The following is a 24,705-nucleotide window of genomic DNA, read 5'->3' as shown; positions in this document are numbered from 1 at the left end:
CCGACGAAGCTATTGGTGGCCTTGAGGGCCTCTTCGCGGGCAAGCTCCGCTCCCACAACAAGCACTGCGTTCACAAGATAGGCGTTCTACCCGGGCTTATTCAAAGTCCGGGTCCTGTCGCGCATTCGAAGCCTGCTCGTAGCCGTAGGCGATCGCCAGCAGCTCATCCTCGCTCCAGCGCGCACCGTAGAAATATACCGAGGTGGGCATGCCATCGGCATCCATGCCCGAAGGCACGGTAACCCCCGGATACCCGGCAAAGGTTGCGCTGCCCAGTTCAAGCACCGCAAACGGATGAGGATCCCCCAGTGCCGCATCCAGTCCGTTATCCGCCAGCAGCTTATCGACGTTGCCGCGCGCCTCATCGCCCAGTCCGTCCGACAGCTTCAGGTATTCGGCTTCGTCAAATACCAGCGCATTGGCTCGCTTGAGCAGGTCCTGGTTGTAGTTTTCCGCACCGGGATTCTTTTCGTTGTAATCCACCAGTTCCTGAAGGGTAGAGGCCTTCAGACCCGAGCGGCTGGCCAGATAGCCGGGCAGCACCCGCTTGATCGTCATGTCGAACAGGCGGCTCACCCGCGTCCAATCGTTTTCGCTCCAATCGGTCCCCTTCAAGTCGACCGGAACCAGTTGCGCGCCGGCGCCACGCAGGGTGTCCAAGGCCTGGGCAAACTGCGGATGCTCGTTCAAGTCTTCACTACCAGGCTTGAAGCGGCTGGGATAGCCGATGACCTTGCCTTGTAGCGCATCGGCTTTCAGCTTTTGCGTGTAGTCCTTCGTTGCGGGGACTTGCGCCGTAGCCGGGTCCTGCGGATCGAGGGCCGCCATGGCATTGAGGAGCAAGGCGGCATCACGCACCGTACGTGTAATCGGCCCGGCACTGTCGAGTTCGCGGGAAGCAGGAATGATTCCCGTGCGGCTCAACAACCCCACGGAAGGTCTCAGGCCGACGACACCATTCTTCGACGCCGGGCAAATCACCGACCCGAAGGTATCGGTCCCCAACGACAGCGGCGCATAACCCGCCGCTATCGCCGCAGCGGAACCCGAACTGGAACCACAGACATCGCCCTTGAGCCCATGGGGGTTCCTGGTCAGTCCGCCTCGCCCGCTCCACCCATCAGGCAGTTGGTCACCGCGAAAATTCGCCCATTCGCTCATATTGGTCTTGCCCAGGATGATCGCACCCTGCTCGCGGAGTTTTTGCACGATGAACGCGTCATCAGCGGCGGCGGTGCCGACCATGGCCAATGACCCGGCCGCGCTCTGCATCTGGTCGGCGGTATGGATATTGTCCTTGAGCAACACCGGGATGCCATGCAGGGGGCCACGCAGATTACCCGCCTGGCGCTCTTCGTCCAACGCCTCGGCAATCGACAAGGCCTCGGGATTGAATTCGATCACCGCCTCGATAGCCGGACCGAACGAGTCCAGATCGGCTGCACGGGAGATCAGATAGCTCACCAGTTCCTGCGAAGTGAAGCGCCCTTCGGCCAGCGCCAGTGCCACCTCGGCGGCACTGGCATAGACCATCTGCGCCAACGCCTGGTTTTTAACCGAGGCTGGCGCCGGAAATACAGCTTGGTCGGGAGTATTCGCCTGACTGACAAGGGGTGTCAGACAAAGGGCGTGCAGCAACGCCAAACGGGTGAGCATCACGGCGCGCTTTTTGAGCATTCGATACATGAATCGTGTCCTGAGGAAACCAAACGCCAGTGATCCATTTCACTGGCGGCGGTCATCCTAATGGGCGCTTCCGTCAGAAGCGCCGGACACAATCGGTTGCAGGCTGAGTGAAAATTCAATGCAACCCGTGAGACACCCTAGCGCACGGTGATCGGCGTCTGCGCCTCTTCCGGGTGCTCCACTTCCAGCCACCAGGCGTACCCGCGATGGGGTTGCAGCAGGTTGAAGGCTTCGCCCATCCGTGGCGTGGTGATGGACACATTGCGTTCCCAGGCCAGGGCCAGGATCCGGTCGAAGGGTTCGTGCCAGACATGGAAGGACAAGTCGAACGTGCCGTTGTGGATCGGCAGCAACCAACGGCCCTTGAGGTCCAGGTGCGCCTGCAGGCTCTGTTCCGGTTGCATGTGCACATGGGGCCAATCGACGTTGTAGGCACCGGTTTCCATCAGGGTCAGGTCGAAGGGGCCGTAATGTTCACCGATGTGCTTGAAGCCTTCGAAATAACCGCTGTCACCACTGAAGAAGATCCGCTGCTCGCCCACCATCATCACCCAGGACGCCCACAGCGTCTGGTTGTTGTCGAACATCGTGCGACCGGAAAAGTGCTGTGCCGGGGTGGCGGCGAAACGAATGTCGCCGACCTGGGTTTCTTCCCACCAGTCCAGTTGCCGGACCTTGTCAGCGGGGATACCCCACTTGATCAACAGATCGCCCACGCCCATGGGCGCGAGGAAATAGCGGGTCTTGGCAGCGAGTTGCAGGACGGTCTTATAGTCCAGATGATCGTAATGATTGTGGGAAAGAATCACGCCCTCGATAGGCGGCAACTCTTCAAGGCTGATGGGCGGTTGATGAAAGCGCTTGGGACCGGCCCATTGCACTGGCGACGCACGTTCGGCGAACACCGGATCGGTCAACCAGAACAGGCCCTGCAGCTTGAGCAACAAGGTCGAATGGCCAAGACGAAAGACACTGAAGTCTTCCGCCGCCAACAACTGCTCACGGCTCAGCCCCAGGACCGGAACGCTGCCGGACGGACGGGTAGTGCGGGGTTTGTGAAAGAGCATCTTCCAGAAAATACCGAGCATCTTGCCGAACCCGCCCTGGGGGGTGGGAGCATGGTTGCGGTACTGCCCCTGCTCCTGCAAGGACGAGGGTTTGGCGCGGGTAAGCGAACGAGTGGTCATTACGGGGTGACTCCCGGAAACCGCCAAGGGTTCCCACGTTCTTCTGCTGAATGATCAAGGGCCGCTGCACGCAAGCCTTGAACCGATGAAATACTGGAGTAGAGCAACTACACTACACAGTGTAGTTTCAAGCTTGCAACAACGCTGCCGATAAGTAAACTACCGAGTGTAATTTTTCTTTTCCTGCCGAAGCCGCCCATGACCGCTCCCCTACGCCTGACCGACCGCAAACGTGAAGCCATCATCCAGGCGGCCATCGAGGCCTTTCGCGCCGACGGTTTCGAGGCCACCAGCATGGACAAGATCGCCGCCAAGGCCGAGGTGTCCAAACGCACGGTGTACAACCACTTTCCCAGCAAGGAAGAGTTGTTCGCGGAAATCATGCACCACCTGTGGGCCAGCAGTGCGGCACAAGTGGATATGTCCTACCACCCGGATCGCAGCTTGCGTGAGCAGTTGCGCGAATTGATGGCCTTGAAACTGCGCCTGCTCAGTGAAAGCAGCTTTCTCGACCTGGCCCGTGTGGCCATCGCCGCCACCATCCATTCACCCGAGCGCGCCCAAGGCATGGTCGCGCGCCTGGCCGAACGGGAAGAAGCCTTCAACCAGTGGATTCGTGATGCCCAGGCCGACGGCACCTTCAAAGCCGTGGACCCGGCCTTCGCCGCGGCGCAGTTGCACGGCCTGCTCAAAACCTTCGCCTTCTGGCCACAGATCAGCCTCGGCCAGCCGCCCCTGGACCCCTCTACCCAGAGCCGCGTCATAGAATCGTCGCTGGATCTGTTTCTCGCCGGCTACGAAATCGTCAAATAGCCGGCACAGACCGCTAAAACCGCCTCAAGACCTTCTAAATGGCTTGGAAGGACACTGATTATTCTTTACGGAATGCTCGACAATATTCATCCTTCTTATCCGATGAACGGCCGTTCCGTGCAGAACACCGCCCAGGTGTTCAGATGAATAAAGTGGCGCAAAAAAACCTATGCAAGTCCAACGAGGCAAAGGGCTATCGTTTGCCAAGCGCATTTACCTGCCCCGTACGGTAGGCGTTGGTATCGGTTGCTTCAGCATAATCGCCGCACTTTACCCGTTGGCCATGCCAACGTGGATCTGGGTACTGCTGAGCATCAACGCAGTGGCCTGGCCGCACCTGGCTTATCAGATCGCCAAACGCTCGCCCTTTCCCTATCGGGCTGAACGCCGCAATATCCTCATCGATTCGCTGATGGGCGGATTCTGGGCCGCGACCATCCAGTTCACGCCACTGACCACGGTCAACATGCTGGCCTTGATGGCCATGCACAACGTCGCCGCCGGCGGACCCCGGCTGATGGCCCAGGGGCTGGTCGCCCAGGCCATCGGCATCCTGGTGTCCTGGCTGATCTTCGCCCCGGCCTTCAACCCGCTGACCACGCCGATACAGATCTACAGCGTGCTGCCGGTACTGATCCTCTATCCCCTGGTGATCGGCATAGGTTGCTATCAACTGGCGATCAACCTGGCCGAACACAAACGCACCCTCAGTGCCCTGAGCCGCACCGACAGCCTGACCGGGCTGCTCAATCACGGCTCCTGGAAAGACCTCCTGCACCTCAAGTTCCACAAATGCCGCCACAACCAGTGCCAGGCAGTGATTGCGTTGATCGACATTGACCATTTCAAGGCCATCAACGACACCTACGGCCACCTGGTCGGCGACAGCGTGCTGCGCCAATTGAGCAAGGACCTGCGCGATAACCTGCGCGAAGATGACCTGGCCGGGCGTTATGGCGGCGACGAGTTCTGCGTGATCCTGCCGGAGATGTCACTGGAGCGGGCCAATGACGTCATGGAGCGCCTGCGTGAGGTGTTCGGCAACTATCGCAATGCCGAGGTCCCGGAATTACGGGTCAGCCTGAGTATCGGCCTGGCCTCCTGCCGCCGGGATTTCAGCGATGCCGGCGCCTGGCTGAACGAAGCCGACAAGGCGCTCTACGTCGCCAAGAACACCGGACGCAACAAGGTCAACAGCGCCGAAGAGGACAGCGCCGAGGGGTGCGCGTGCAACCTGGTCAACTCGGCTTGAGCCACGCCGCCAGTCTGAAAGACGCCCCATAAAATTGTACAAACACACATTGTTTTGTATAAGAAAAGAAATATCATTAGGCCATTATTCAGTCATCGTTTTTTTGAACGATCACTTGGATACAGACATTCGCACAACCCACGGACGTTCATGGGTGTGGCAGTGCGGTGGGCTGTATCAAATGAACCACCAGTCATGGAGCACTGGTACCGGGCTGCTACTTCCCTTGCCCCTCTCGGACAAGCCGCAAGCCGCATGATCAGGGACTAACTCTCACGTTGTATCCCTCTCCGAGCAGACGCCATGCTATTTGCCTCCCATAAGAAAGCCATCAGTACCCTGCAACAATCCGTCACCGAGCAAGCCAACCAACTCGCGGCCATCGACCGCTCCATGATCGTGATCGAGTTCGACCTCAATGGCACGGTCCTGCGCGCCAACGAGAACTTTCTCAAGGTCACCGGCTATCGCCAGGAGCAGGTGGTGGGCCAGGCGCACCGGACGCTCTGCACGCCGGCCTACGCCCGCAGCAGCGAGTACAGCCAGCTTTGGTCACGACTGAAGTCCGGCCAGTTCGAAGCCGGGACCTTCGAGCAGGTCACGGCCGATGGCCGGTCCATCTGGCTGGAAGCCAGCTACAACCCGATCAAGAATGACAGCGGCAGTCTCTTCAAGGTCATCGCCTACGCCCTGGATATCACCGCCAGGATGCAACAGGAGAGCGAGGCCAACGGCAAGTTGCAGGCTATCGACCGGGCCATGGCGATGATCGAATTCAACCTCGATGGCAGTGTCATCTCTGCCAACCAGAACTTCCTCAAGCTGATGGGCTACACCCTGGCGGAGATCCAGGGCAAGCACCACAAGATATTCTGCAACCCGGCCACCACCAACAGCAGCGAGTACCAGGATTTCTGGCGCCGCCTGAACCAGGGCGAGTTCTTCAACGGCCAGTTCGAACGCGTCGGCAAGCGTGGCCAGACCCTGTGGCTCGAGGCCAGCTACAACCCGGTATACGACGCCGGCGGTCGCTTGTGCAAAGTGGTCAAGTTGGCTTCGGACGTTACCAGCGGTGTCGAGAAACACGAACAGGATGCCAAAAGTGCGACCGAGGCCTATCACCTCTCGATCGAGACGCGAAAAGTCGCCGAGCACGGTACTGGCGTTATCCAGCAGGCCGCCACCGAGATGCGTGAAATTGCCTCGAACATCGAAGGCTCCTCCACGCTGATCGCCAAACTGGGCGAGCGCTCCGAACAGATCACCGCCATCGTCAACACCATTCGCGGGATTGCCGACCAGACCAACCTGCTGGCGTTGAACGCGGCCATTGAAGCGGCCCGGGCCGGCGAACAGGGACGCGGCTTCGCGGTGGTCGCCGACGAGGTGCGCTTGCTGGCGGCGCGCACCAGCGGTTCGACCGCAGAGATTTCCGAGATGATCGGCATGATCCAGAACGAAACCCTGAAGGCCATCGACAGCATGAACGGCACCCGCGACCGAGCGGCCAAAGGGGTCGACCTGGCGGACCAGGCCGGCACGGTGATCCTGCAGATTCGCGAAGGGGCCAATCAGGCGGTGCGCGCGGTCAGCATGTTCGCTGGGCAGAGCTGATACACAGCGGGCCAGACGAGAGCGCCAGGGATGGCGCCGGGCAACGTCGGATAGGGCTATAGTGAGCCTTGATTCCCACGCCTTGCAGAGTCCACCATGACGTCAGAAAGTTCCGAAACGAAAAGTCCTGAACCCCCAAAGAAAATCGTCGACCATCTGCGCTTCCATCGCCCCCACGCCCATCTGTCCACCACCTTCGGCAACGACACCTTTGCGCTGAAGGCCGAAGCCTTTGCGCGGTTTTTTGGTACGCCGATGTTTCTCGGTGCCCAGACGGTGATCGTCGCGGCCTGGATTATCCTCAACGTCGCGGGCGTGACCCAGTTCGACGTCTACCCGTTCATCCTGCTCAACCTGGCGTTCAGCCTGCAAGCGGCCTATGCCGCGCCCTTGATCCTGCTGGCCCAGACTCGCCAGGCCGCGCGGGACAAAGCCCATTCCGACGCCGATGCCCAGCACCGCGAAGCCCTGGCTGTCGCCAATACCGAACGGCAGGCCGAGGCGGCGAAAACCACCGAGCAACTGCTGGCGCTGCTCGAACAGAACACCCAACTGACCGAAATGACCAAGCAACTGACCGAACGTATCGAGGGTCTGACGCTGGAGATGCACGAGCATTTCGTGCGCAAGACCTGAGTCGTCGGTGAAACGCTGTTTTAAAAACACCGCGTACCTGTAGGAGCCTGGCTTGCCAGCGAAGCTTTCAGCGTCCTCAAGGACGCCTCGCAGGCAAGCCAGGCGCCTACAAGGGCCTGTGTGTTTTCAGGAAAGTGTTTCGGCACCAGGCCCAAGGCGAATAGATTGGGCCAGCTCATCGAACAAGGTCACCACCGAGCGCAACGCCCGGCAATCGGGACGGGTCAGCAACCACAACGCGGTGTCGTAGCTCGGCGGCACTTCGACCAGGGGCCGCAAGCCCTGCTGCTCACCCAGCAGGAAATCCGGCAACACCGCAATGCCCAATCCGGCCCGCGCCAACTCCGCCACCGACAACATGCTGTTGCAGCGGTAACTCGGTACCACCCCGGGGAAATGCTGGCGACGCCAGCTCACGCTCGGATGATCGGGCAGAAAATCATCCGGGGCGATCCAGACCCCTCGCTCCAGATCCTCAGGAACAACCGCCGGCAAATACCCCGGACTGGCACACACCCGATAAGACACCGCACCCAGGCAACGCCCCACCAGATGCTCCGGTGGCGAGTCAGTCAACCGCAAGGCGATATCGGCATCGCGCCGGTTCAGGTTGGCGAAATCGTTGGAGGTGCTGAGCTCCAGGGTCAAGGCCGGATAAGCCGGCATAAACCGCGCCAGCGCCGGTAACAACAGCGCATGCAGGACCGAATCGGTACAGGTCAGGCGCACCGTACCACTGATCACCTCGCCGCCCTGCTCAATGCTGACACACGCGGCTTCCAACGCCTGCTCGGCACGCTCCGCCTGTTCGGCCAGGGATTGCGCCAGGCTGGTGGGCAGATAACCGGCGCGGCTCTTTTCGAACAGCTCACGGCCCAGTGAGGCCTCCAACCGACGCACCGAACGGAACACCGTCGAGACATCGACCTTGAGCAATCCCGCCGCCCGTGCCAGGGAGCGCCCACGGACCAGCGCCAGAATCAGCGAAAGGTCGGCGTGCTCCATCCGATAGTGCAACGGTGCATTGATCAATTGGGTAACTGCCTATATTGAATGCGTTGCTGCCACCTTATAGTTCGCCCCAGGAATCAACAAGCCTGAGGGAAAACCCCATGGAACAGCGCTCGCCACACACCGTCCTGAACATCGCCCTGATCGGCGATCACGACCCACAGGTCACCGTTCACCGCGCCATTCCCGTGGCTCTGCAGCGGGCGGCCGAGGCTGCCGGGCTTGAGGTAAGGGCTCACTGGCTGGCGACCGATAGCCTCACACCACAGACCGACCTGAGCCTTTTTGCTGGTTTCTGGTGCGTACCGGCCAGCCCCTACCGCAGCCTGGAAGGCGCATTGCGGGCGATCACTTACGCCCGCGAACAACAGCGACCGTTCCTCGGCACCTGTGGCGGTTTCCAGCATGCCGTCCTGGAATATGCGCGCCATGTACTGGGCTGGGCGGATGCCGAGCATGGCGAAACAGCGCCCGGCTCAGCGCGCGCGGTGATTTCGCCATTGAGCTGCTCCCTGGTCGGAGCCCACGACCGTATCCAGTTTGTCGAGGGCTCGCTGATCGCCAAGGCTTACGGGACCCTGGAAACCCACGAAGGTTATCACTGCCGCTACGGCATCAATCCCGAGTTCGAAAGCGCCTTGCTCGATGGCGACCTGCGCGCCGGCGGCCATGACGCCCAGGGCGATCTGCGCGCGATCGAACTCAAGGGGCATCCGTTCTTCGTCGCGACCCTGTTCCAGCCCGAACTCGCGGCGCTGGAAGGCCGTATCCCGGCGTTGACCAGTACATTCCTGGCGGCCTGCGCGAGCCAGCAACAATGATCGCCCAGACACCGCAACCGCCCTACTACGCCGTTATCTTCACCTCCCTGCGCACCGAGGGTGATCAAGGCTACGGCGAGGCGGCAGAGCGCATGGTCGAACTGGCCCGACAACAGCCGGGCTTTCTCGGCGTCGAGTCGGCCCGGGGCGAGGATGGCCTGGGCATCACCGTGTCCTACTGGAGCGACGAAGCGGCAATCCTGGCCTGGAAACAGCACGCCGAACACAGCGAGATCCGTGAAGGCGGTCGTTCAACCTGGTACCAAGCCTGTCATACCCGGGTGTGCAAGGTCGAACGGGCCTACTCTTTCCAGCGTTGATCACCTCAGGAGGCGATGAGTGCCCGGCGCAGCGCGACAATCTCGGGAATATCCACGCGCCGCTGGTACACCCGCAGCGGTTCGCTGATGTTGATCCGATCGTCAATGTTCTGGTCCAGCAGCAGTTGAATCCGTTCGCGGCTCAGGCTCATGGTCTCTTCCGCGGCCGGCACCCAGACAAACTCGCAGGCCGCAAAGATGGCGTCATCCGCCACGTCCATGCCGAAGGCGTCCTCACTGAAGCGGACGATGTACTGGGCGGTCTTGTGATTGAAGCCGACAAAACCCTTGAGTTGGTCAGCGGCCTGGCAGATAAGCTCGGATGTGATCGACATGGTAAACCCTGCTTCAGAGCCACAAGGCTCATGGATGGACGGTTTACACGCAGGGCACAGGCCTGTCCCTCTGGCGGGGAAATCGGCGACAAATACTGTTGCACAATACCCGAGGAAAACGCCGAAAACCGGATCTGGAGCAGGTTTGTGTCGGTTTCGCGATAGCCCCTGTAGCAATCCGTTGTTGATGGGCTGAAGTGGGACGTCAAGCTCGACGCCAAGACCGGCGCGGTGCTTCACGACAAGAAAGACACCTGCTCCCACGCTGACCTTGCGCGAGCCGGACAAGCCGACTCCCGCAAGGTCCTGGTTACAAGCGCTTACCAGAGCGCCAAGGTGTAGCTGATGATCAGACGGTTCTCGTCCAGGTCATTGCCGAAGTTCGAACGCACCGTCGCATTGCGCCACTTCACTCCCACCCCTTTGAGCGTCCCGTCCTGGAACACATAACCGATATCGGTGTTGCGTTCCCATTCCTTGCCTTCACCCGGAATCGTCCTTTGCACATTGTCACCGGACACGTAGCGGGTCATGAAGGTCAGGCCCGGCAAGCCCAGCTGTGCAAAGTCATAGTCATAACGCACCTGCAAGGAACGTTCGTCGATATTGGCGAAGTCGCCGATCTGCACGAAGTTCACCAGGTACGGATCGCTGTGCCCGATATACGGGAACGGGTCCTTGCCGCTCATGCGCTGATAGCCGAAGCCCAGGGAGTTGCCCTTGAAGGAGTAAGTGAACATCCCGCCCAATGCGCGGTTATCCAGCGGACGGAAGTTGCCGTCCTCGGCACTGCGGGCGTAACGCAGGTCGGTCTTCAAGCTCTGGCCCTGGCCCAGGTCCCAGTTATGCACCAGGCCCAGGAAGTTCTGCTGGTAGATATTCTCCAGCTTGCCGTAGCGATACTGGGTCAGCAGGTTGGGCAGCCACTGGTAGTCGGCCCCGGCGAACTGGAACTTGTCGCTCGAACCGCCGATACGGTTGGCCGTCATCTTCTGATCATCGGTGGAGTCGACGTAGCGGATCTGGTTGAAGGAGCCCCCGGTCAGCCTCAAGTGGTCGATTTCCTGCACGTTCAGCAAACCGCCCTGAAAGGTCCCGGGCAACAAGCGGGTATCGTTGGAGATGATCACCGGGTCCTTCATCTGGAAGCTACCGACCTTCAGCGTGCTTTTGGAAATACGCACCTTGGCCGCCGCCGCCAGCTTGCCGTAGCTGTCCTGGGAACCGCCGTGGCGGGTGTCCGCCGGCAACAGGCCGGTCCCCGCCGTGCCCGGTCCCGAGTCCAGTTTGTAACCGACCATGCCCAGGGCATCGAGGCCGAAACCGACGGTGCCTTCGGTGTAGCCCGATTCCATGCGCAACAGGAAACCCTGGGCCCATTCATCGGCTTTTTCCCGGGAGCCCGGCTGGCGAAAATCTCGGTTGAAGTAGAAGTTGCGTGCTTCCAGGGTCCCCTTGCTGTCGGCGAGGAAATCCGCCCGGGCGCCCGGCGCCCAGAGCAGGCCCAAGCCCACTAACGCGCTCACTGGCACGGAAAAACGTGATAAATGATCGAACGACTTCATGGTGTGCTCCTTTATTGCGGACGCGAGCCGACCCTCTCGGGGGCGTTGGGATCGCGACCGATGTGGTTGAAATGTCAGGATCAGTAGTCCCTGGGCCCGCCGGACCCAGGTGCGTCGGACATCAGCTCTCGAGCTGGCGACCGCGGGTTTCCGGCAGGCTCAGGGCCGCCAGGATCACCACCGCGTAAGCGCCGGCGGCAAACACACCGATGCCGACGCCAATCGGCAGGGTTTCACTCAGCGCACCGATAAACAGTGGGAACAACGCGGCGATGGAGCGCCCGGCGTTGTAGCAGAAGCCCTGGCCCGACCCACGCATGCGGGTGGGAAACAGCTCGGTGAGGAACGCCCCCATGCCGGCGAAGATGCCCGAGGCGAAGAAGCCCAGGGGAAAGCCCAGCCAGAGCATCCAGGTGTTATCGATGGGCAACTGGGTGTAGGCCAGGACGATGCTCATGGAGCCGACGGCAAAGAGGATGAAGTTCTTCTTGCGGCCGATGGCGTCGGTCAGCAATGCACTGATGACGTAGCCGACATAGGAACCGACGATCACCATCGCCAGATAGCCGCCCGTGCCCAGCACACTCAGGCCGCGCTCGGTTTTCAGGTAGGTCGGCAACCAGGTGGTGATGGCGTAGTAACCGCCCAGCGCACCGGTGGTCAGCAACGAAGCGCGCAAGGTGGTGCTGAGCATCCGTGGCGCGAAGATCTCGAAGAAGGCCCAGGGCGAAGGCTTTTCAGCCTGGCTCAGACGCTCGTCCCGAGCCTGCTCGAAGGTGTCGGACTCCTTGACCAACCGGCGGATCACCAGCACGAACAGCGCCGGCACCAGACCGACCATGAACAGCGCCCGCCAGGCCTGCTCCGGTGGTAGAAAGCTGAACAAGCCCGCATAGAGCAGGGCCGTCAGGCCCCAGCCCAGCGCCCAGCCGGCCTGCACCATGCCCACCGCCTTGCCACGATCCTGGGAGCGGATCACCTCGCCGATCAGCACCGCGCCGGCGGTCCACTCGCCACCAAAACCGAAGCCCATCAGCGTGCGCGCCACCAGCAGTTGGTCGTAGTTCTGGGCCAGCCCGCACATGAAGGTGAAGAAGGCAAACCAGAGCACCGTCAGTTGCAGGGTGCGCACCCGACCGATGCGGTCGGAGAGAATCCCGGCGATCCAGCCGCCGGCCGCCGAGGCCAGCAAGGTCGAGGTGCCGATCAACCCGGCCTCGCCCTTGGAAATGCCCCAGGTGGCAATCAGGGTGGGAATCACGAAACTCAGCATCTGGGTGTCCATGCCATCCAGGCCATAGCCGATCTTGCAACTCCAGAAGGTGCGCTTTTCATTTTTGCTCAGCGGGGCGTACCAGGCGAACGGGCCGGCACGGCGCGTCCCTGAAGGCACGGGGTCAGTCATGGTGTGTTCCATGGAGGGTTCCTGCGGCAGCAAGGGAAGATGACGGACACGCCTCATTGTTTTTTTGTGAAGGCGTTGTCGTGGAGAACCGATGCAGATGCGCTACATCGTGGAGTGGATTCTTCGCGCCGGAGCGGCACAGCGTCAAACGGGAAAAAAGCCGGTCAATGCATAAGAAAAGTTGATGGCCCCTTAATGGCCTCTACCGGGATAGCGGCGTGCCGTGTGCAACCGCGCATCAGTTTTTCTTGTTTGCAATAACAGATTTTCTCGTTGGACGAGGCGGTCGCGGCGCCCTAAAAAGGCCTCGACCCAACACAAGAGAGACGTTCGATGAACCTGCCTGCGCTGTCCTTCGATCAGTTGCGCCATCTGGCGCCACGCGCCTTGCGCCGACACATCGCCACCGACCAGTATCAAGGCCACACCAGCGGCCTGGGCCTGGGTCGGGTACAAGCCAATATCGTGATTTTGCCAGGGGACTGGGCCGACGAGTTCCTGCGTTTCTGCACCCTCAATCGCCAGGCCTGCCCGATACTGGACATCACCGAACCCGGCGACCCGATCTTCCGTCACCTGGGCGAGAGCGTCGATATCCGCCATGACGTACCGCGCTACCGGGTCTATCGCCAGGGCGAACTGAGCGAGGAGCCGCAAAACATCAAGCACCTCTGGCGCGACGATATGGTGGCCTTTGCCATCGGTTGCTCCTTCTCCTTCGAGCAACCCTTGCTGGAGGCCGGCATCGACCTGCGCCACGTCAAATTGGGACGCAACGTGGCGATGTTCCAGACCAATATCGATACCCGCCCCACCGAACGTCTACAGGGCAAGCTGGTGGTGAGCATGCGACCGTTGAAGGCCGCCGACGCCATTCGGGCAGTGCAGATCACCGGACGCATGCCCAATGTGCATGGCGCACCGGTGCACATCGGCGACCCGCGGCTGATCGGCATCCACGACCTTGGCGCACCGGACTACGGTGACGCCGTGCCGCTGGCCGATGATGAACTTCCAGTGTTCTGGGCCTGCGGCGTGACCCCGCAATCGGTGGTGCAGGCGTCACGCCCACCGTTATGCATTACCCATGCGCCGGGCTGCATGCTGGTGAGCGATCTGCACAACCACAGCCTTTGACTCAAGCCGTGGTGTTCACCGAAGTGCCCGAGGTGCTGCTGCCCTCGGCCTGCAAGGCAGTGGTCAGGGCAGCGCTGACGGTAGAAATGGAACCGGCAATGGAAGACACCTGCGACTGCGCGGCCGCGAGCAAGGTGGCCTTGGCGTCCGGGTCTCCCTTGCTGTCCTGGGCTTTCTGCATTTGCAGCTCCGCTTGCTGCAGCTGCTTTTGCAGATCGGCCAATTGCTTTTGCAGCTGCTGGACCTCCTGGGAGGAAGCACTGGTGCTGGAGCTGTCGCTGCTGCTACCGGAGGCGCCGCCGGCGCCCGCCGGTTGGCTACCGCTGGCCTGGGTGGTGCTCGCAGCCCCGGTGGCGCTGGTGCTGGTGGTGTCAGTAGCGGTGGTGCCGGTGGTCTTGTTGGTGCTGCTGGTGGTAAGGGTTGGGGCAATGGTGACCGAAGTAATGCTGACCATGGGGATCTCCCGATTCAGTTATGGGCAGTCATGTCATCGACAACCTTTCAACATGATTGAGATCGATTCTGTATCACACGTGTCAGCGTCCCGATACAAGGCCACATCCCTGTGGCCGCGAATCAGGCCCCGAGGCGCGCCGTCACATCATTCAACTGTCCCGACAAGCCGTGCAGGTTCTGGCTCGCAGCCTCGGTGCGCTTGACGTTGTCCAGGTTGGTACTGGCAATGGCGGTGATCTCGGTCAGGTTGCGCGAGATGTCTTCGGCCACCGAGGTCTGCTCTTCGGCGGCGGTAGCGATCTGACGGTTCATGTCGCGGATCGCTTCCACCGCGGTAGTGATGCGTTCGAGCATGGCCCCGGCCTCGGTCACCTGCTCGACGCTCTCCTCACTGCGGGCCTGCCCGCCTTCGATAGCCTGGGCCGCGTCCACCGCACCGGTCTGGACCGAATGGATGATCTGGTTGATCTCGATGATCGACGCCGCGGTGCGCTGGGCCAGGCTGCGCACCTCATCGGCGACCACGGCAAAGCCACGTCCGGCCTCACCGGCACGGGCGGCCTCGATGGCGGCGTTGAGCGCCAGCAGGTTGGTCTGTTCGGCAATCCCGCGAATCACTTCCAGCACCTTGCCGACCCGTCCACTGTCGGCTTCCAGGCGGCGGATGACCGTGGCGGTGGAGGTGATTTCGCCACGCATGCGGGTAATGGTCTCGATGGTCGATTGCATCACCAACTCGCCCTGCTGGGCCGCGCGATCGGCATCATCCGCCGCTGTAGCGGCATCTCCGGCATGGCGAGCGACCTCCTGGGCGGTGGCGGACATTTCGGTCATCGCCGTGGCCACCTGGTCGGTCCGTTCGAATTGTTCGTGGGTGCCGTTGGCCATCAGGCCGGCAATCGACTTCAGTTCGCCGCTGGCGCTGTCCAGGTCCGAGGTGCTGCGCTTGAGATGGCTGAAGGTTTCGGCCAGGAAGTCGCGCAAGGTGTTCGCCGCTACCGCCAGGTGTCCCAGTTCGTCCTGGCGATCGGCGTTCACCCTGTTGTCGAACTTGCCATGGCTCAATTGCGCCACGTAGTCGATCAGGCGACGGATCGGTTCCACCAGATTGCGGTTGATCAGCCACAGGCTCAACAGACCAATCAACAACCCGGAAATCACCAGCACAACAATGCCGACCCAGATCGTCCGCTCGGCCTGGGCACTGATAGCCTGCGACTGCTCATCACCCTGCTGGCGCAACTGCGCGACCAGGTTCTTCATCTGCTCGCTGGCGGCGCGGTCGACGCCCTTGACCGCCTGGTCACCGGCGCTCGCATCGGACCCGGCGGCCAGATAGGCCTCGCGACCTTTCAGATAGGCGCTGCCCAGCACCTGGTGTGCATCACGCAGTTGCTCGATCTGCGACTTGAGCCGTGCATCCATGCCAGGCTGGTTGATCAGACGACCGAGGATGTCCTGCACATCGCGCTGACGCGCTTCAAACTGCGACCAGTAACGGTTGAGGTCCTCCGGCTGCTTGCCGCGCAGCAGGACATCCTTCCACTCCTGCACCTGGGCTTTGAATTGCACATTGGCCTCGTCGATCAAATGCGAGGTGTGCAAGGGCCCTTCGATCAGGTTCCGATAATCCTGGACGCCATTGGACAGGAGGTGAAAACAGGTCAGCGCGATCAGCAACATGGCGATCAGGCTGCCGCTCAGGAGCGTGAGAATTTGAGCTCTCAGGGATTTTTTCAACATCGGGGGAATCTCTGAACAAGGATTAAGCGTCCCCTGTAGGAAACGCAAGGAGTCGAAACATCCTTGTCAGCGACAACCGGGCTCATGGCCACATAGTGCTGTGGGTAACATCACTACCATCGGCGCGCCAGTACGGCGCTTGAATCAAACCGACCACCGGTCAACGGCGCGCATCATACCTGCCGGTCTGTTAAAAAATCTCGAAGCATCTGTTTACACATCACCTGTCACAAAAACATCAAAAAGCCTTGCGAAGATGAAACCCGCGAACCTGTAAAAAAATGTTTCAGGCGTTTCCCTCCAGCGAGCCCCCATGAACCACAGCCTTGACCAAAGTCACCGTGACCCGGATCTGTTCGGCCTGCTTTACGGCTTTCGCTTCCGCACCGGCGAACGGGGCGAGGAAATCGACTCGGCCACCGTGCTGCACTGCCTGCAACAACCGGAAGATCCCGACACCTTTCTCTGGCTGCACCTGAACCTGGCACACGCCGCCTGCGAGCGCTGGATGAAGACCCACCTGTCGTTGCCCGACGAGTTTTTCGAGGCCCTGCACGAAGGCTCGCGCTCGACCCGTATCGAACACGTCGACAACGCCTTGCTGGCGGTGGTCAACGACGTGGTGTTCAACCTCAGCAGCATGGTCTCCTCGGACATCTCCACGCTGTGGGTCTGCGCCCGCAGCAAACTGTTGATCAGCGCGCGCCTGCAACCCCTGCACTCGGTGGACAAGCTGCGCTCCTCGGTCAAGGCCGGCGAACGCTTCCGCTCGCCACTGGAATTGCTCGTGCACCTGCTACGCGACCAGGGTGAAGTGCTGACCCAGATCGTGCGCAAGACCAGCACCAGCGTCGACCAGATCGAAGACCAGTTGCTGGCCTTGCGCCTGAGCAACAACCGCGCCGAACTCGGTGCCATGCGCCGGATACTGGTACGCCTGCAACGCCTGCTGGCCCTGGAGCCGGGCTCGTTGCTGCGGCTGCTCAACCGTCCGCCGCAATGGTTGCAGAAGGAAGACGTCAAGGAACTGCGCAAATCCACCGAGGAGTTCTCGCTGATCCTCAGCGATCTGGAAGCCCTCGGCGAACGGATCAAACTGTTGCAGGAAGAGATCGCCGCCAGCCTCAACGAACAGAGCAACCGCACCCTCTTCACCCTGACCGTGGTGACCGTCCTGGCACTGCCGATCAACATCATTGCCGGCTTCTTCGGCATGAACGTCGGCGGCATCCCGCTGGCGGGCGACCCGGAAGGTTTCTGGATCCTGGTGGCGTTGGTCGTGACCTTCACCTTGCTGGCCGGGCGCTGGGCGTTTCGCAAACGTCAGGATTACTGATCTGGCGCAGTCAGCCTGTAACATTCAGCAACGAATATGACTGGCATCCGTTCTCAAAAAGGATTCCCGGTATGGCCATCCCTTCATCGACTGCTGCCTCGTCCGCCCAGGGCGAAGGCAACCCCCTGCTCGAAAGCAAACCCCGCGTCTTCACCGCGGTGATCTTTTTCGCGGTACTGGCCATGGGCTTGCTGTTCACCGCCTACAGCCTGATGCATGACATGCATGACTTCGGCACCGTGGTCACCACCTGGACACCGTTCCTGCTACTCGGCGTGGCGCTGCTGATCGCCCTCGGCTTCGAGTTCGTCAACGGTTTCCACGACACCGCCAACGCCGTGGCCACCGTGATCTACACCAACTCCCTGCCGGCGCATTTCGCGGTGGTCTGGTCCGGCTGCTTCAACTTCCTCGGCGTGCTGCTCTCCAGCGGCGCGGTGGCGTTCGGCATCATCGCCCTGCTGCCGGTGGAACTGATCCTGCAAGTCGGCTCCTCGGCCGGCTTCGCGATGATCTTCGCCCTGCTGATCGCCGCCATCCTGTGGAACCTTGGCACCTGGTGGCTGGGCCTGCCGGCCTCTTCGTCCCACACCCTGATCGGCTCGATCATCGGTGTCGGCGTGGCCAACGCCCTGATGCACGGACGCGACGGCACCAGCGGTGTCGACTGGAGCCAGGCAACCAAGATCGGTTATGCCCTGCTGGTGTCGCCACTGGTGGGGTTCTTCTTCGCCGCGCTGTTGCTGCTGGTCCTGCGCCTGTTGGTGAAGAACCGTGAACTGTACAAGGCACCCAAAGGCAATTCGCCGCCACCGTGGTGGATTCGTGGCCTGCTGATCCTGACCTGCACCGGTGTGTCTTTCGCCCACGGCTCCAACGACGGGCAAAAAGGCATGGGCCTGATCATGCTGATCCTGGTCGGCACCCTGCCGATGGCCTACGCGCTGAACCGCACCATGCCGGCCGACCAGGCGCTGCAGTTCGCCGCCGTCGCCGAAGTCACCCAACAAGCACTGGTGCGCAACGCGCCGCAACCGGCCCCCGCCGACCCGCGCCAGATACTCTCGGACTACGTGCGAAGCAAAAAAATGACGCCGGAGGTGGTCCCGTCACTGGCGGCCCTGGCCGGCAATATCGGTACCGAGGTCAAGGGTTACGGCTCGCTGGCCAAGGTTCCGGCCGAAGCCATGGGCAACGTGCGTAACGACATGTACCTGAGCAGCGAAACCATCCGCCTGATGGACAAGGACAAGGTCGGCAATTTCGACGCTGATACCCAGGGCAAGGTGCAGTTGTTCAAACAGCAGATCGACGGCGCCACCCGCTTCATTCCGCTGTGGGTGAAGATTGTCGTGGCCATCGCCCTGGGCCTGGGCACCATGGTCGGCTGGAAGCGCATCGTGGTCACCGTCGGCGAGAAGATCGGCAAGACCCACATGACCTACGCCCAGGGCGCCTCGGCGGAAATGGTCGCGATGCTGACCATCGGTGCGGCGGACATCTACGGTTTGCCGGTATCGACCACCCACGTCTTGTCCTCGGGCGTGGCCGGGACCATGGTCGCCAATGGCGGCGGCTTGCAGATGCGCACCATCCGCAACCTGATGATGGCCTGGGTCCTGACCTTGCCGGCGGCGATCCTGTTGTCGGGCAGCCTGTACTGGTTGTTCACGCAGATTTTCTAAGCCACACCGCCTCAATGGCACAACACAAAACCTGTGGGAGCCGGCTTGCCGGCGATGGGGCCCGTCAGCCGGACACGCCACTGCGGATCAACAAATCCTTCAGCACGCTGCGCAACGGCACCTCGCCCTTGCGCGGCGTTCCGGCGAACTCGATCCAGCCTTCGTTGAAACCGTCGATCATCTGCATGCGCGGCAGCGGGTTATTCATCCCCTGGGAGGTGAACAAATCCTCCCAGGTATCACGCGCCACCACTTCCATGCGCACCGGCTTGCCCAGCCACTCGGCAAAACCGCCGGCAATCTGCTCGGGCGTCACTCGCTCCGGTCCTTCCAGTTCAACCACCCGCTTGCCACTCCAGGATTCCTGCACCAACTGCGCGGCCAGGCGTCCGACATCCGCCGTGGCGATCATCGGCACCGGCTTGTCCAGCGGTTGCAGAAAGCTGGGGATCACTCCCGTTTCCACCGCTGCCGCCACATCCCACAGGGCATTCTCCATAAACCAGCCCGGACGCAGGAAGGTGACCGGCAGATCCAGCGTGCTCAAGCCCTGTTCCAACAACTGCAACTGGTTCAACAGATTCGGCTGGGTCGCCTGGGCACCGATGGTCGACAAACACACCACCTTCGCCGGCCGCGCCTGTTCCAGCGCCGCGCGCAGGGTTTCCACCACTTGGCGGGCTTCAGGAAAGCCCGGCGTCGGATCGAAGTTCGACGGCATCATGATAAACACCCCCTCGACACCGCTGAACGCCCGCGCCAGAGCCCGCCCGTCATCCACATCGGCCAGGGTCACCTGGCAGCCTTGTCCGGCCCACGGCGCACCTTTCTCGGCGCTGCGCACAACGGCGCGTACCGATTGCCCGGCGCTGAGCAGCGTACGGGCGACGGCACCGCCCACTTGTCCGGTAATACCCATGACTGCGTACATGCAAGTTCCTCCAGTAAGCGGCGACCTCTGTCGCGATGGAGGAATTCTCCGCCGCGTATCGAGATTCTCCGATAGCATGGATGTCATTGAATAACTGACTGGTAATCAGTAATGAGCTTCGACTCCAACCTGGCCAGCGGCCTTGGCGTACTCAACGCGGTGGTGGACGGCGGCAGCTTCGTCAAGGCCGCCGAAGCCCTCGACATGACCGCCTCCGGCGTCAGCCGGGCCATCGCCCGGCTGGAGAAACGCCTGGGCATCCGGCTGTTCGACCGCACCACCCGTTCGGTCAAGCTGACCGACGAAGGTCGTCGCTTGTACGAGGAAGTCACCCCGTTGCTGGCCGGCCTCGAAGAAGCGGCCCATGCCGCCAGCGGCAGCGCCAGCCAGGTACGCGGGCGCTTGCGGGTCAATATCGATCCGTACTTTTCCCGCCTGATCCTCGGCCCCGCCCTGGGCGAGTTCATGAGCCGCCATCCGCTGTTGCACCTGGAGCTCTATACCCGCGACCAACTGGGCGACGTGGTGGCCGACGGTTTCGACCTGGCCGTACGCTTCGGCCACCCGGCCAATTCTTCCCTGGTGGCGCGCAAGCTGCTGGACGTGCGGGTGCTGACCTGCGCGGCGCCGGCCTACCTGAAACGCCACGGGCGACCTCTGACACCGCTGGACATGGAGGACGAACGGCATGTCTGCGTGTCCTTCCGCGACCCGGAAACCGGGCGGCCCTTCCCCTGGGAGTTTCACCGTGCCGGCCGGCGGGTGGATGTGCGCAATAACGCGCGGCTGGTGCTCAACGATGTCGGCACCCTGCACAGCCTGTGTGAAAGCGGCCATGCCATCGCCCAGGTGCTTGACCTGGGGGTACGTCCGGCCTTGGACGCGGGTCGGCTGGTGGAGCTGTTTCCCGATTGGCCGGACGAGCGCTTTCCGCTGTATGCCCTTTATCCGTCCCGGCATCTGCCGCCGGCCAAGGTCAGGGCGTTTCTGGATTTTATTATTGGGTTGAGTGCTGCTTGATGCGGTTGGGGGTCTCGAGACAATGTGCATGGCCGCCTTCGGCGGTTCGCGAGCAATCGAGCGTCGACCGGCTGCTCCTACAAGGTTGTGCGTGGCAGCAGACGTTCGCGTATGCCGTCATAGGCCCAGTGATACAGGTAGGTATAGGGCAGGAAGAACAGCAGCACGCCGATATCCAGCAGCAGCGCCGTCAACAGGCTGAGATCCAGCCACCAGGCCACCAGCGGCACGCTCACCGCCACCAGGCCGCCTTCGAACAGCAAGGCATGGAGCAGGCGCGTCCAGACGTTCTGCACCAGGGCAAAGCGCTCACGCATCCGGTCGAACATCCCGTTGAACAGGACGTTCCAACCCAGGGCGATAAAACAGTTGGCGATCGTCACCACGCCCATCTCCAACAGCGGTTTGCTCATCACCCAGGCAAACAGCGGCGTACACAGCAGCACCGCGAAGACCTCGAAGCCGATGGCTTGCAAAACACGTTCGGTAAAAGACTTGCAGGGGGTCATGATGGACGCCTCCATTGATATCCGAGGGTTGTCATTATCGCCCCCCGGACAGATACTAAAAGTCGATTACCATCGACAAAAGCGATAGTTCATGGCCTCCAATGAAATGCTCCAGGCCTTTGTCCAGGCCGCGACCTTGGGCTCCTTCTCCGCGGCGGCGCGCAAGCTGGGCAAGAGCCAGTCGACCATCAGTGCCGCAGTCGCGAGCCTGGAAATCGACCTCGGCCTGGAACTGTTCGACCGCAGTACCCGCAAGCCCGGCCTGACCGCGGCCGGCCATGTCATGCTGCAAAAAGCCGAGGACATCCTCGCCGCCAGCAACCGCCTGGAAATGAGCGCGCGCCAATTGGCCGGGGGCTTGGAAGCAAAGCTGACAGTGGTGATTTCCGACACCTACCAATCCAACCGTTTCGAGGCCACCCTGGGCGACTTCGAAGCCCGCTACCCGGACCTCGAGCTGGAGTGCCTGATCGCCGAGTGCGACGATCTGGTGGAGTTGGTCCGCCAAGGCCGGGCCCAAGTGGCGTTTGCCGAACGGCAAGACAGCTACCCGCCGGACCTGGGCAATGCAACCGTGGATGAACGCACCGAATTTGCCGTGTTCGTCCATCGCGGGCACCCCTTGGCGCAACAGGCCAAGGTCGATCAAGCCTGCCTGCAGCAGCACCGCGAACTGCGCCTGGCGAGCATCGTCAATCCTTACGAGAGTCGTGCCCAGGGTCGCTTCTGGTCGGCATCAAGTTACCTGATGCTGCTGGAAATGGCCCAGCGCGGGTTCGGCTGGGCTCCGCTGCCACGCTGGCTGGTGGAGCGCTTCGACAATGCTTCGCTGGTGGAACTGCCGCTGCGCGGCTGGCCGAGGCCGGTGGCGGTGGATGCACTCTGGTCACGCCTGCATCCACCAGGGCCGGCGGGCAGTTGGTTACTGGCCAGGATGCTGGAGTAACGAACCCTTGAGCTGGCTTGCCAGCGATTACGGTGCCACATTCACCGTTACTCTCGACCGACGCCTACAAATTTCCAGGCCCACGCTCGGCGCCTTTCAACGCCTCCAACCGACGCTCGATAAAACGCCGCTCTGGTGCCTGCTGCGTCAATTCCAACGCGCGCTGGTAGGCCTCCCGTGCCTGCTCCACCCGCCCCAACCGCCGGCAGAAATCCGCCCGCGCCGAATGCGCCAGGTGATAATCCAGCAAGTCGCCGCGCCCGAGGATGCCCTCCACCAGTTCCAGTCCCGCCAACGGCCCGTCGCGCATGGCCACCGCTACCGCCCGATTGAGCTCTATCACCGCCGAAGGCACGGCCCGCAGCAACAGGTCATAGAGCCCGACGATCTGCCGCCAGTCAGTGTCCTCGGCCGTCGCCGACTCGGCATGCACGGCCGCGATCGCGGCCTGCAAACCATAGGGCCCGAAACGTCCGGTACCCAGTGCGCGTTCCACCAACCCACAGCCTTCGGCAATCAGCGTCGCGTTCCAGCACGAACGATCCTGGGCATCGAGCAGCACCAGTTCCCCGCTCTCGGAGACCCGCGCCTGACGCCGCGACTCATGCAACAACATCAACGCCAGCAACCCCATGACCTCGGGATCGGGCAGCAACTCCAGCAACAGGCGCCCAAGGCGAATGGCCTCCGCCGTCAGCTCGTCGCGGGTCAGGCTGGCACCGAGGGAAGCGGAATACCCCTCGTTGAACACCAGGTAAATAACCCGCAACACACTGTCCAACCGCGCGGGCAACTCCGCCAGGGAAGGCACCTGATAAGGAATCTTCGCATCGCGAATCTTGGTCTTCGCTCGCACAATGCGCTGGGCGATGGTCGAGGGGCTCGAGAGAAAGGCGCGGGCGATTTCTTCGGTGGTCAGATCGCAGACCTCGCGCAATGTCAGCGGCACCTGGGCATCCGCCGACAACGCCGGGTGACAGCAGGTAAAGATCAGCCGCAGGCGATCGTCCTCGACATCCTCGTCATTCCATTCACTCTGCTCCAACGCTTCGGCCTGGGCGATCAACTGCCCCTGGGATGCGGCAAAACGCGCCCGGCGGCGCAATACATCGATGGCCTTGAAACGCCCGGTGGAGACCAGCCAGGCCCGGGGATTGGCCGGCACGCCATCGCGCTGCCAGCGTTCGATGGCGATAAAGAAGGCTTCGTGCAAGGCCTCCTCCGCCAGATCGAAATCCCCCAGCAAGCGAATCAGGGTCGCCAGGATCCGCCGTGATTCCTGGCGATACACCGCCTCGACCTGCTGCTTGACGCTCTCGACTTCGAGGGTCAATCCAGCAGCCCCTGGCGGACCAACAGGGCCAATCGATCCAGGCTTTCACCCCAGCCCTGATAAAACCCCATCTGTTCGTGGGCCGCTTTTTCCTCCGCCGACCAGTGCATCGCCCGGGCGGTATACAAGGTATGACCATCGGCCTCTTCGAGGGTGATTCGCGCCGTCATGAAGGGCTTGCCCGAGGGCGTCCAGTCGGGGGTAAAGGCGTCGGTGAAGACGATCCGCTCCGGTGCGGCGATCTCCAGGAACACGCCCTGATAAGGGTACTCGACACCCTCCGCCGTACGCATCAGCGTGCGAAACGAACCGCCAACCCACAGCTGCATTTCGCAGACCGGCATGGTCATGCCATGGGGGCCCCACCATTGACTCAGCAGACGGGGTTCGGTCCAGACACGAAAGACCTGGTTGCGTGGCGCCTCGATCAGGCGACTGATGGACAACTCATGTTCAGCTCCCGAAAGGGGCAGCGGTTGACGGTTCATGTTCAGGCTCCTTTTATTCTTATGGTTGCCGTTCGAAAGCTCAGAGATTCAGTTCCCGCACCGGCCGCACTTCCACACTGCCCACTCGCGCGGCCGGGATATGCCCGGCAATCTGCAAGGCCTCGTTCAGGTCGCGGGCCTCCACCAGATAGAAGCCGGCCAGTTGTTCCTTGGTTTCGGCAAACGGCCCGTCGACGATCGACAGCTTGCCGCCGCGCATGCGCACCGTGGTGGCGGTGCTCACCGGCTCCAGCGGCTCGGCGGCGAGCAGGCGACCACTGGCCCGGATCGACTCGCCGTAGGCCAGGCACTCGGGGTCCTTGGGGCTGTCGGGATGGGAATGCAGCAGTTCCTCATTACTGTAGATCAGGCACAGGTATTTCATGGGATGTCTCCAGGGCGGTCGAACAACTATGGCTGCTGTTCCGCGCTTTGGCGAAAGCGGCTGACGATCAGCAAGTGTACGAATAGTCGCT

24 protein-coding genes are annotated in these 24,705 nt (G+C 61.8%); 11 read left to right on the top strand and 13 right to left on the bottom strand.

Features of this window, described 5'->3' with window-relative positions:
• Window positions 1–96: 96 nt before the first annotated feature.
• Both M5C56_RS16940 and M5C56_RS16935 read right to left on the bottom strand, forming a co-directional pair.
• Window positions 97–1,686, bottom strand: a complete 1,590-nt coding sequence (locus tag M5C56_RS16940; protein WP_247263204.1) for an amidase family protein — start codon at window positions 1,684–1,686, stop codon at window positions 97–99.
• Between the two features lie 137 nt (window positions 1,687–1,823).
• The gene (locus M5C56_RS16935) at window positions 1,824–2,873 is read right to left on the bottom strand and encodes an MBL fold metallo-hydrolase (protein WP_103498818.1); all 1,050 of its coding nucleotides are present in this window, start codon (window positions 2,871–2,873) and stop codon (window positions 1,824–1,826) included.
• A 198-nt stretch (window positions 2,874–3,071) separates the two neighbouring features.
• Between M5C56_RS16935 and M5C56_RS16930 the strand changes: the two genes are divergently transcribed.
• From M5C56_RS16930 to M5C56_RS16915, 4 genes are all read left to right on the top strand, one after another.
• Window positions 3,072–3,686: a TetR/AcrR family transcriptional regulator gene (locus M5C56_RS16930; protein WP_103498819.1), complete on the top strand. Its 615-nt coding sequence runs from the start codon at window positions 3,072–3,074 to the stop codon at window positions 3,684–3,686.
• A gap of 169 nt (window positions 3,687–3,855) precedes the next feature.
• Window positions 3,856–4,938, top strand: a complete 1,083-nt coding sequence (locus M5C56_RS16925; RefSeq protein ID WP_248766931.1) for a diguanylate cyclase — start codon at window positions 3,856–3,858, stop codon at window positions 4,936–4,938.
• Between the two features lie 303 nt (window positions 4,939–5,241).
• Window positions 5,242–6,552, top strand: coding sequence for a PAS domain-containing methyl-accepting chemotaxis protein (locus tag M5C56_RS16920; RefSeq protein ID WP_103498821.1), 1,311 nt, complete (start codon window positions 5,242–5,244; stop codon window positions 6,550–6,552).
• 96 nt (window positions 6,553–6,648) lie between these two features.
• On the top strand, window positions 6,649–7,188 hold the full coding sequence (locus M5C56_RS16915; protein WP_103498822.1) for a DUF1003 domain-containing protein: 540 nt from the start codon (window positions 6,649–6,651) through the stop codon (window positions 7,186–7,188).
• A gap of 126 nt (window positions 7,189–7,314) precedes the next feature.
• Here the strand turns inward: M5C56_RS16915 and M5C56_RS16910 are convergent, their stop codons facing one another.
• Complete coding sequence (locus M5C56_RS16910) at window positions 7,315–8,220, bottom strand: LysR family transcriptional regulator (protein ID WP_247263205.1); 906 nt, start codon at window positions 8,218–8,220, stop codon at window positions 7,315–7,317.
• Between the two features lie 80 nt (window positions 8,221–8,300).
• On the opposite strand from M5C56_RS16910, the gene M5C56_RS16905 reads away from it, so the two are divergent.
• A complete protein-coding gene (locus M5C56_RS16905; protein ID WP_103498824.1) occupies window positions 8,301–9,020 on the top strand; it encodes a CTP synthase in 720 nt (239 codons plus the stop codon).
• The gene (locus M5C56_RS16900) at window positions 9,017–9,340 is read left to right on the top strand and encodes an antibiotic biosynthesis monooxygenase (RefSeq protein WP_103498825.1); all 324 of its coding nucleotides are present in this window, start codon (window positions 9,017–9,019) and stop codon (window positions 9,338–9,340) included. The genes M5C56_RS16905 and M5C56_RS16900 overlap by 4 nt, the downstream gene beginning before the upstream one ends.
• Before the next feature lie 5 nt (window positions 9,341–9,345).
• Here the strand turns inward: M5C56_RS16900 and M5C56_RS16895 are convergent, their stop codons facing one another.
• The 3 genes from M5C56_RS16895 to M5C56_RS16885 all read right to left on the bottom strand — a co-directional run bounded on the left by M5C56_RS16895 (window position 9,346) and on the right by M5C56_RS16885 (window position 12,645).
• Window positions 9,346–9,675, bottom strand: coding sequence for a DUF2025 family protein (locus M5C56_RS16895; protein ID WP_103498826.1), 330 nt, complete (start codon window positions 9,673–9,675; stop codon window positions 9,346–9,348).
• A 320-nt stretch (window positions 9,676–9,995) separates the two neighbouring features.
• On the bottom strand, window positions 9,996–11,240 hold the full coding sequence (locus M5C56_RS16890; RefSeq protein WP_103498827.1) for an OprD family porin: 1,245 nt from the start codon (window positions 11,238–11,240) through the stop codon (window positions 9,996–9,998).
• A 121-nt stretch (window positions 11,241–11,361) separates the two neighbouring features.
• Window positions 11,362–12,645 carry an MFS transporter gene (locus M5C56_RS16885; protein WP_177102646.1) on the bottom strand — a complete coding sequence of 428 codons (1,284 nt, stop codon included), beginning with the start codon at window positions 12,643–12,645 and terminating at the stop codon, window positions 11,362–11,364.
• 333 nt (window positions 12,646–12,978) lie between these two features.
• Here M5C56_RS16885 and M5C56_RS16880 point away from each other — a divergent pair, with 333 nt between their 5' ends.
• Entirely contained in the window at window positions 12,979–13,782 is an 804-nt protein-coding gene (locus M5C56_RS16880; RefSeq protein WP_103498829.1) for a putative hydro-lyase, read from the top strand.
• 1 nt (window position 13,783) lies between these two features.
• Here the strand turns inward: M5C56_RS16880 and M5C56_RS16875 are convergent, their stop codons facing one another.
• Window positions 13,784–14,236 (bottom strand): hypothetical protein, encoded by a 453-nt coding sequence (locus M5C56_RS16875; protein WP_247263206.1) that lies wholly within the window; start codon window positions 14,234–14,236, stop codon window positions 13,784–13,786.
• 122 nt (window positions 14,237–14,358) lie between these two features.
• Window positions 14,359–15,981 (bottom strand): methyl-accepting chemotaxis protein, encoded by a 1,623-nt coding sequence (locus M5C56_RS16870; RefSeq protein ID WP_103498831.1) that lies wholly within the window; start codon window positions 15,979–15,981, stop codon window positions 14,359–14,361.
• Window positions 15,982–16,294: 313 nt separating this feature from the next.
• On the opposite strand from M5C56_RS16870, the gene M5C56_RS16865 reads away from it, so the two are divergent.
• Both M5C56_RS16865 and M5C56_RS16860 read left to right on the top strand, forming a co-directional pair.
• Window positions 16,295–17,317, top strand: a complete 1,023-nt coding sequence (locus M5C56_RS16865) for a transporter (protein ID WP_103498832.1) — start codon at window positions 16,295–16,297, stop codon at window positions 17,315–17,317.
• A 71-nt stretch (window positions 17,318–17,388) separates the two neighbouring features.
• Entirely contained in the window at window positions 17,389–19,002 is a 1,614-nt protein-coding gene (locus M5C56_RS16860) for an inorganic phosphate transporter (RefSeq protein WP_103498833.1), read from the top strand.
• A 64-nt stretch (window positions 19,003–19,066) separates the two neighbouring features.
• On the opposite strand, the gene M5C56_RS16855 is transcribed toward M5C56_RS16860, so the two are convergent.
• Complete coding sequence (locus tag M5C56_RS16855; protein WP_103498834.1) at window positions 19,067–19,933, bottom strand: NmrA family NAD(P)-binding protein; 867 nt, start codon at window positions 19,931–19,933, stop codon at window positions 19,067–19,069.
• A 111-nt stretch (window positions 19,934–20,044) separates the two neighbouring features.
• Here M5C56_RS16855 and M5C56_RS16850 point away from each other — a divergent pair, with 111 nt between their 5' ends.
• Window positions 20,045–20,953, top strand: a complete 909-nt coding sequence (locus M5C56_RS16850; protein ID WP_103498835.1) for a LysR family transcriptional regulator — start codon at window positions 20,045–20,047, stop codon at window positions 20,951–20,953.
• A 77-nt stretch (window positions 20,954–21,030) separates the two neighbouring features.
• Here the strand turns inward: M5C56_RS16850 and M5C56_RS16845 are convergent, their stop codons facing one another.
• The gene (locus tag M5C56_RS16845) at window positions 21,031–21,462 is read right to left on the bottom strand and encodes a multidrug/biocide efflux PACE transporter (protein ID WP_103498836.1); all 432 of its coding nucleotides are present in this window, start codon (window positions 21,460–21,462) and stop codon (window positions 21,031–21,033) included.
• Between the two features lie 91 nt (window positions 21,463–21,553).
• Here M5C56_RS16845 and M5C56_RS16840 point away from each other — a divergent pair, with 91 nt between their 5' ends.
• Window positions 21,554–22,408 carry a LysR family transcriptional regulator gene (locus tag M5C56_RS16840; RefSeq protein ID WP_103498837.1) on the top strand — a complete coding sequence of 285 codons (855 nt, stop codon included), beginning with the start codon at window positions 21,554–21,556 and terminating at the stop codon, window positions 22,406–22,408.
• A gap of 64 nt (window positions 22,409–22,472) precedes the next feature.
• Here M5C56_RS16840 and M5C56_RS16835 read toward each other — a convergent pair whose 3' ends face one another.
• From M5C56_RS16835 to M5C56_RS16825, 3 genes are read right to left on the bottom strand one after another with little or no spacing between them, the layout of a single operon-like run.
• Window positions 22,473–23,741 carry an RNA polymerase sigma factor gene (locus M5C56_RS16835; protein WP_103498838.1) on the bottom strand — a complete coding sequence of 423 codons (1,269 nt, stop codon included), beginning with the start codon at window positions 23,739–23,741 and terminating at the stop codon, window positions 22,473–22,475.
• Entirely contained in the window at window positions 23,738–24,229 is a 492-nt protein-coding gene (locus M5C56_RS16830) for an SRPBCC family protein (RefSeq protein WP_103498839.1), read from the bottom strand. Before M5C56_RS16830 ends, M5C56_RS16835 begins: the two co-directional genes overlap by 4 nt.
• Before the next feature lie 40 nt (window positions 24,230–24,269).
• Complete coding sequence (locus M5C56_RS16825; protein WP_103498840.1) at window positions 24,270–24,614, bottom strand: YciI family protein; 345 nt, start codon at window positions 24,612–24,614, stop codon at window positions 24,270–24,272.
• Between the last annotated feature and the right edge of the window lie 91 nt (window positions 24,615–24,705).

Source organism: Pseudomonas sp. MWU13-2862 (assembly GCF_023242495.1).
Lineage (GTDB): Bacteria > Pseudomonadota > Gammaproteobacteria > Pseudomonadales > Pseudomonadaceae > Aquipseudomonas > Aquipseudomonas gingeri_D.
This window is presented reverse-complemented; position numbering and strand designations above follow the sequence as displayed.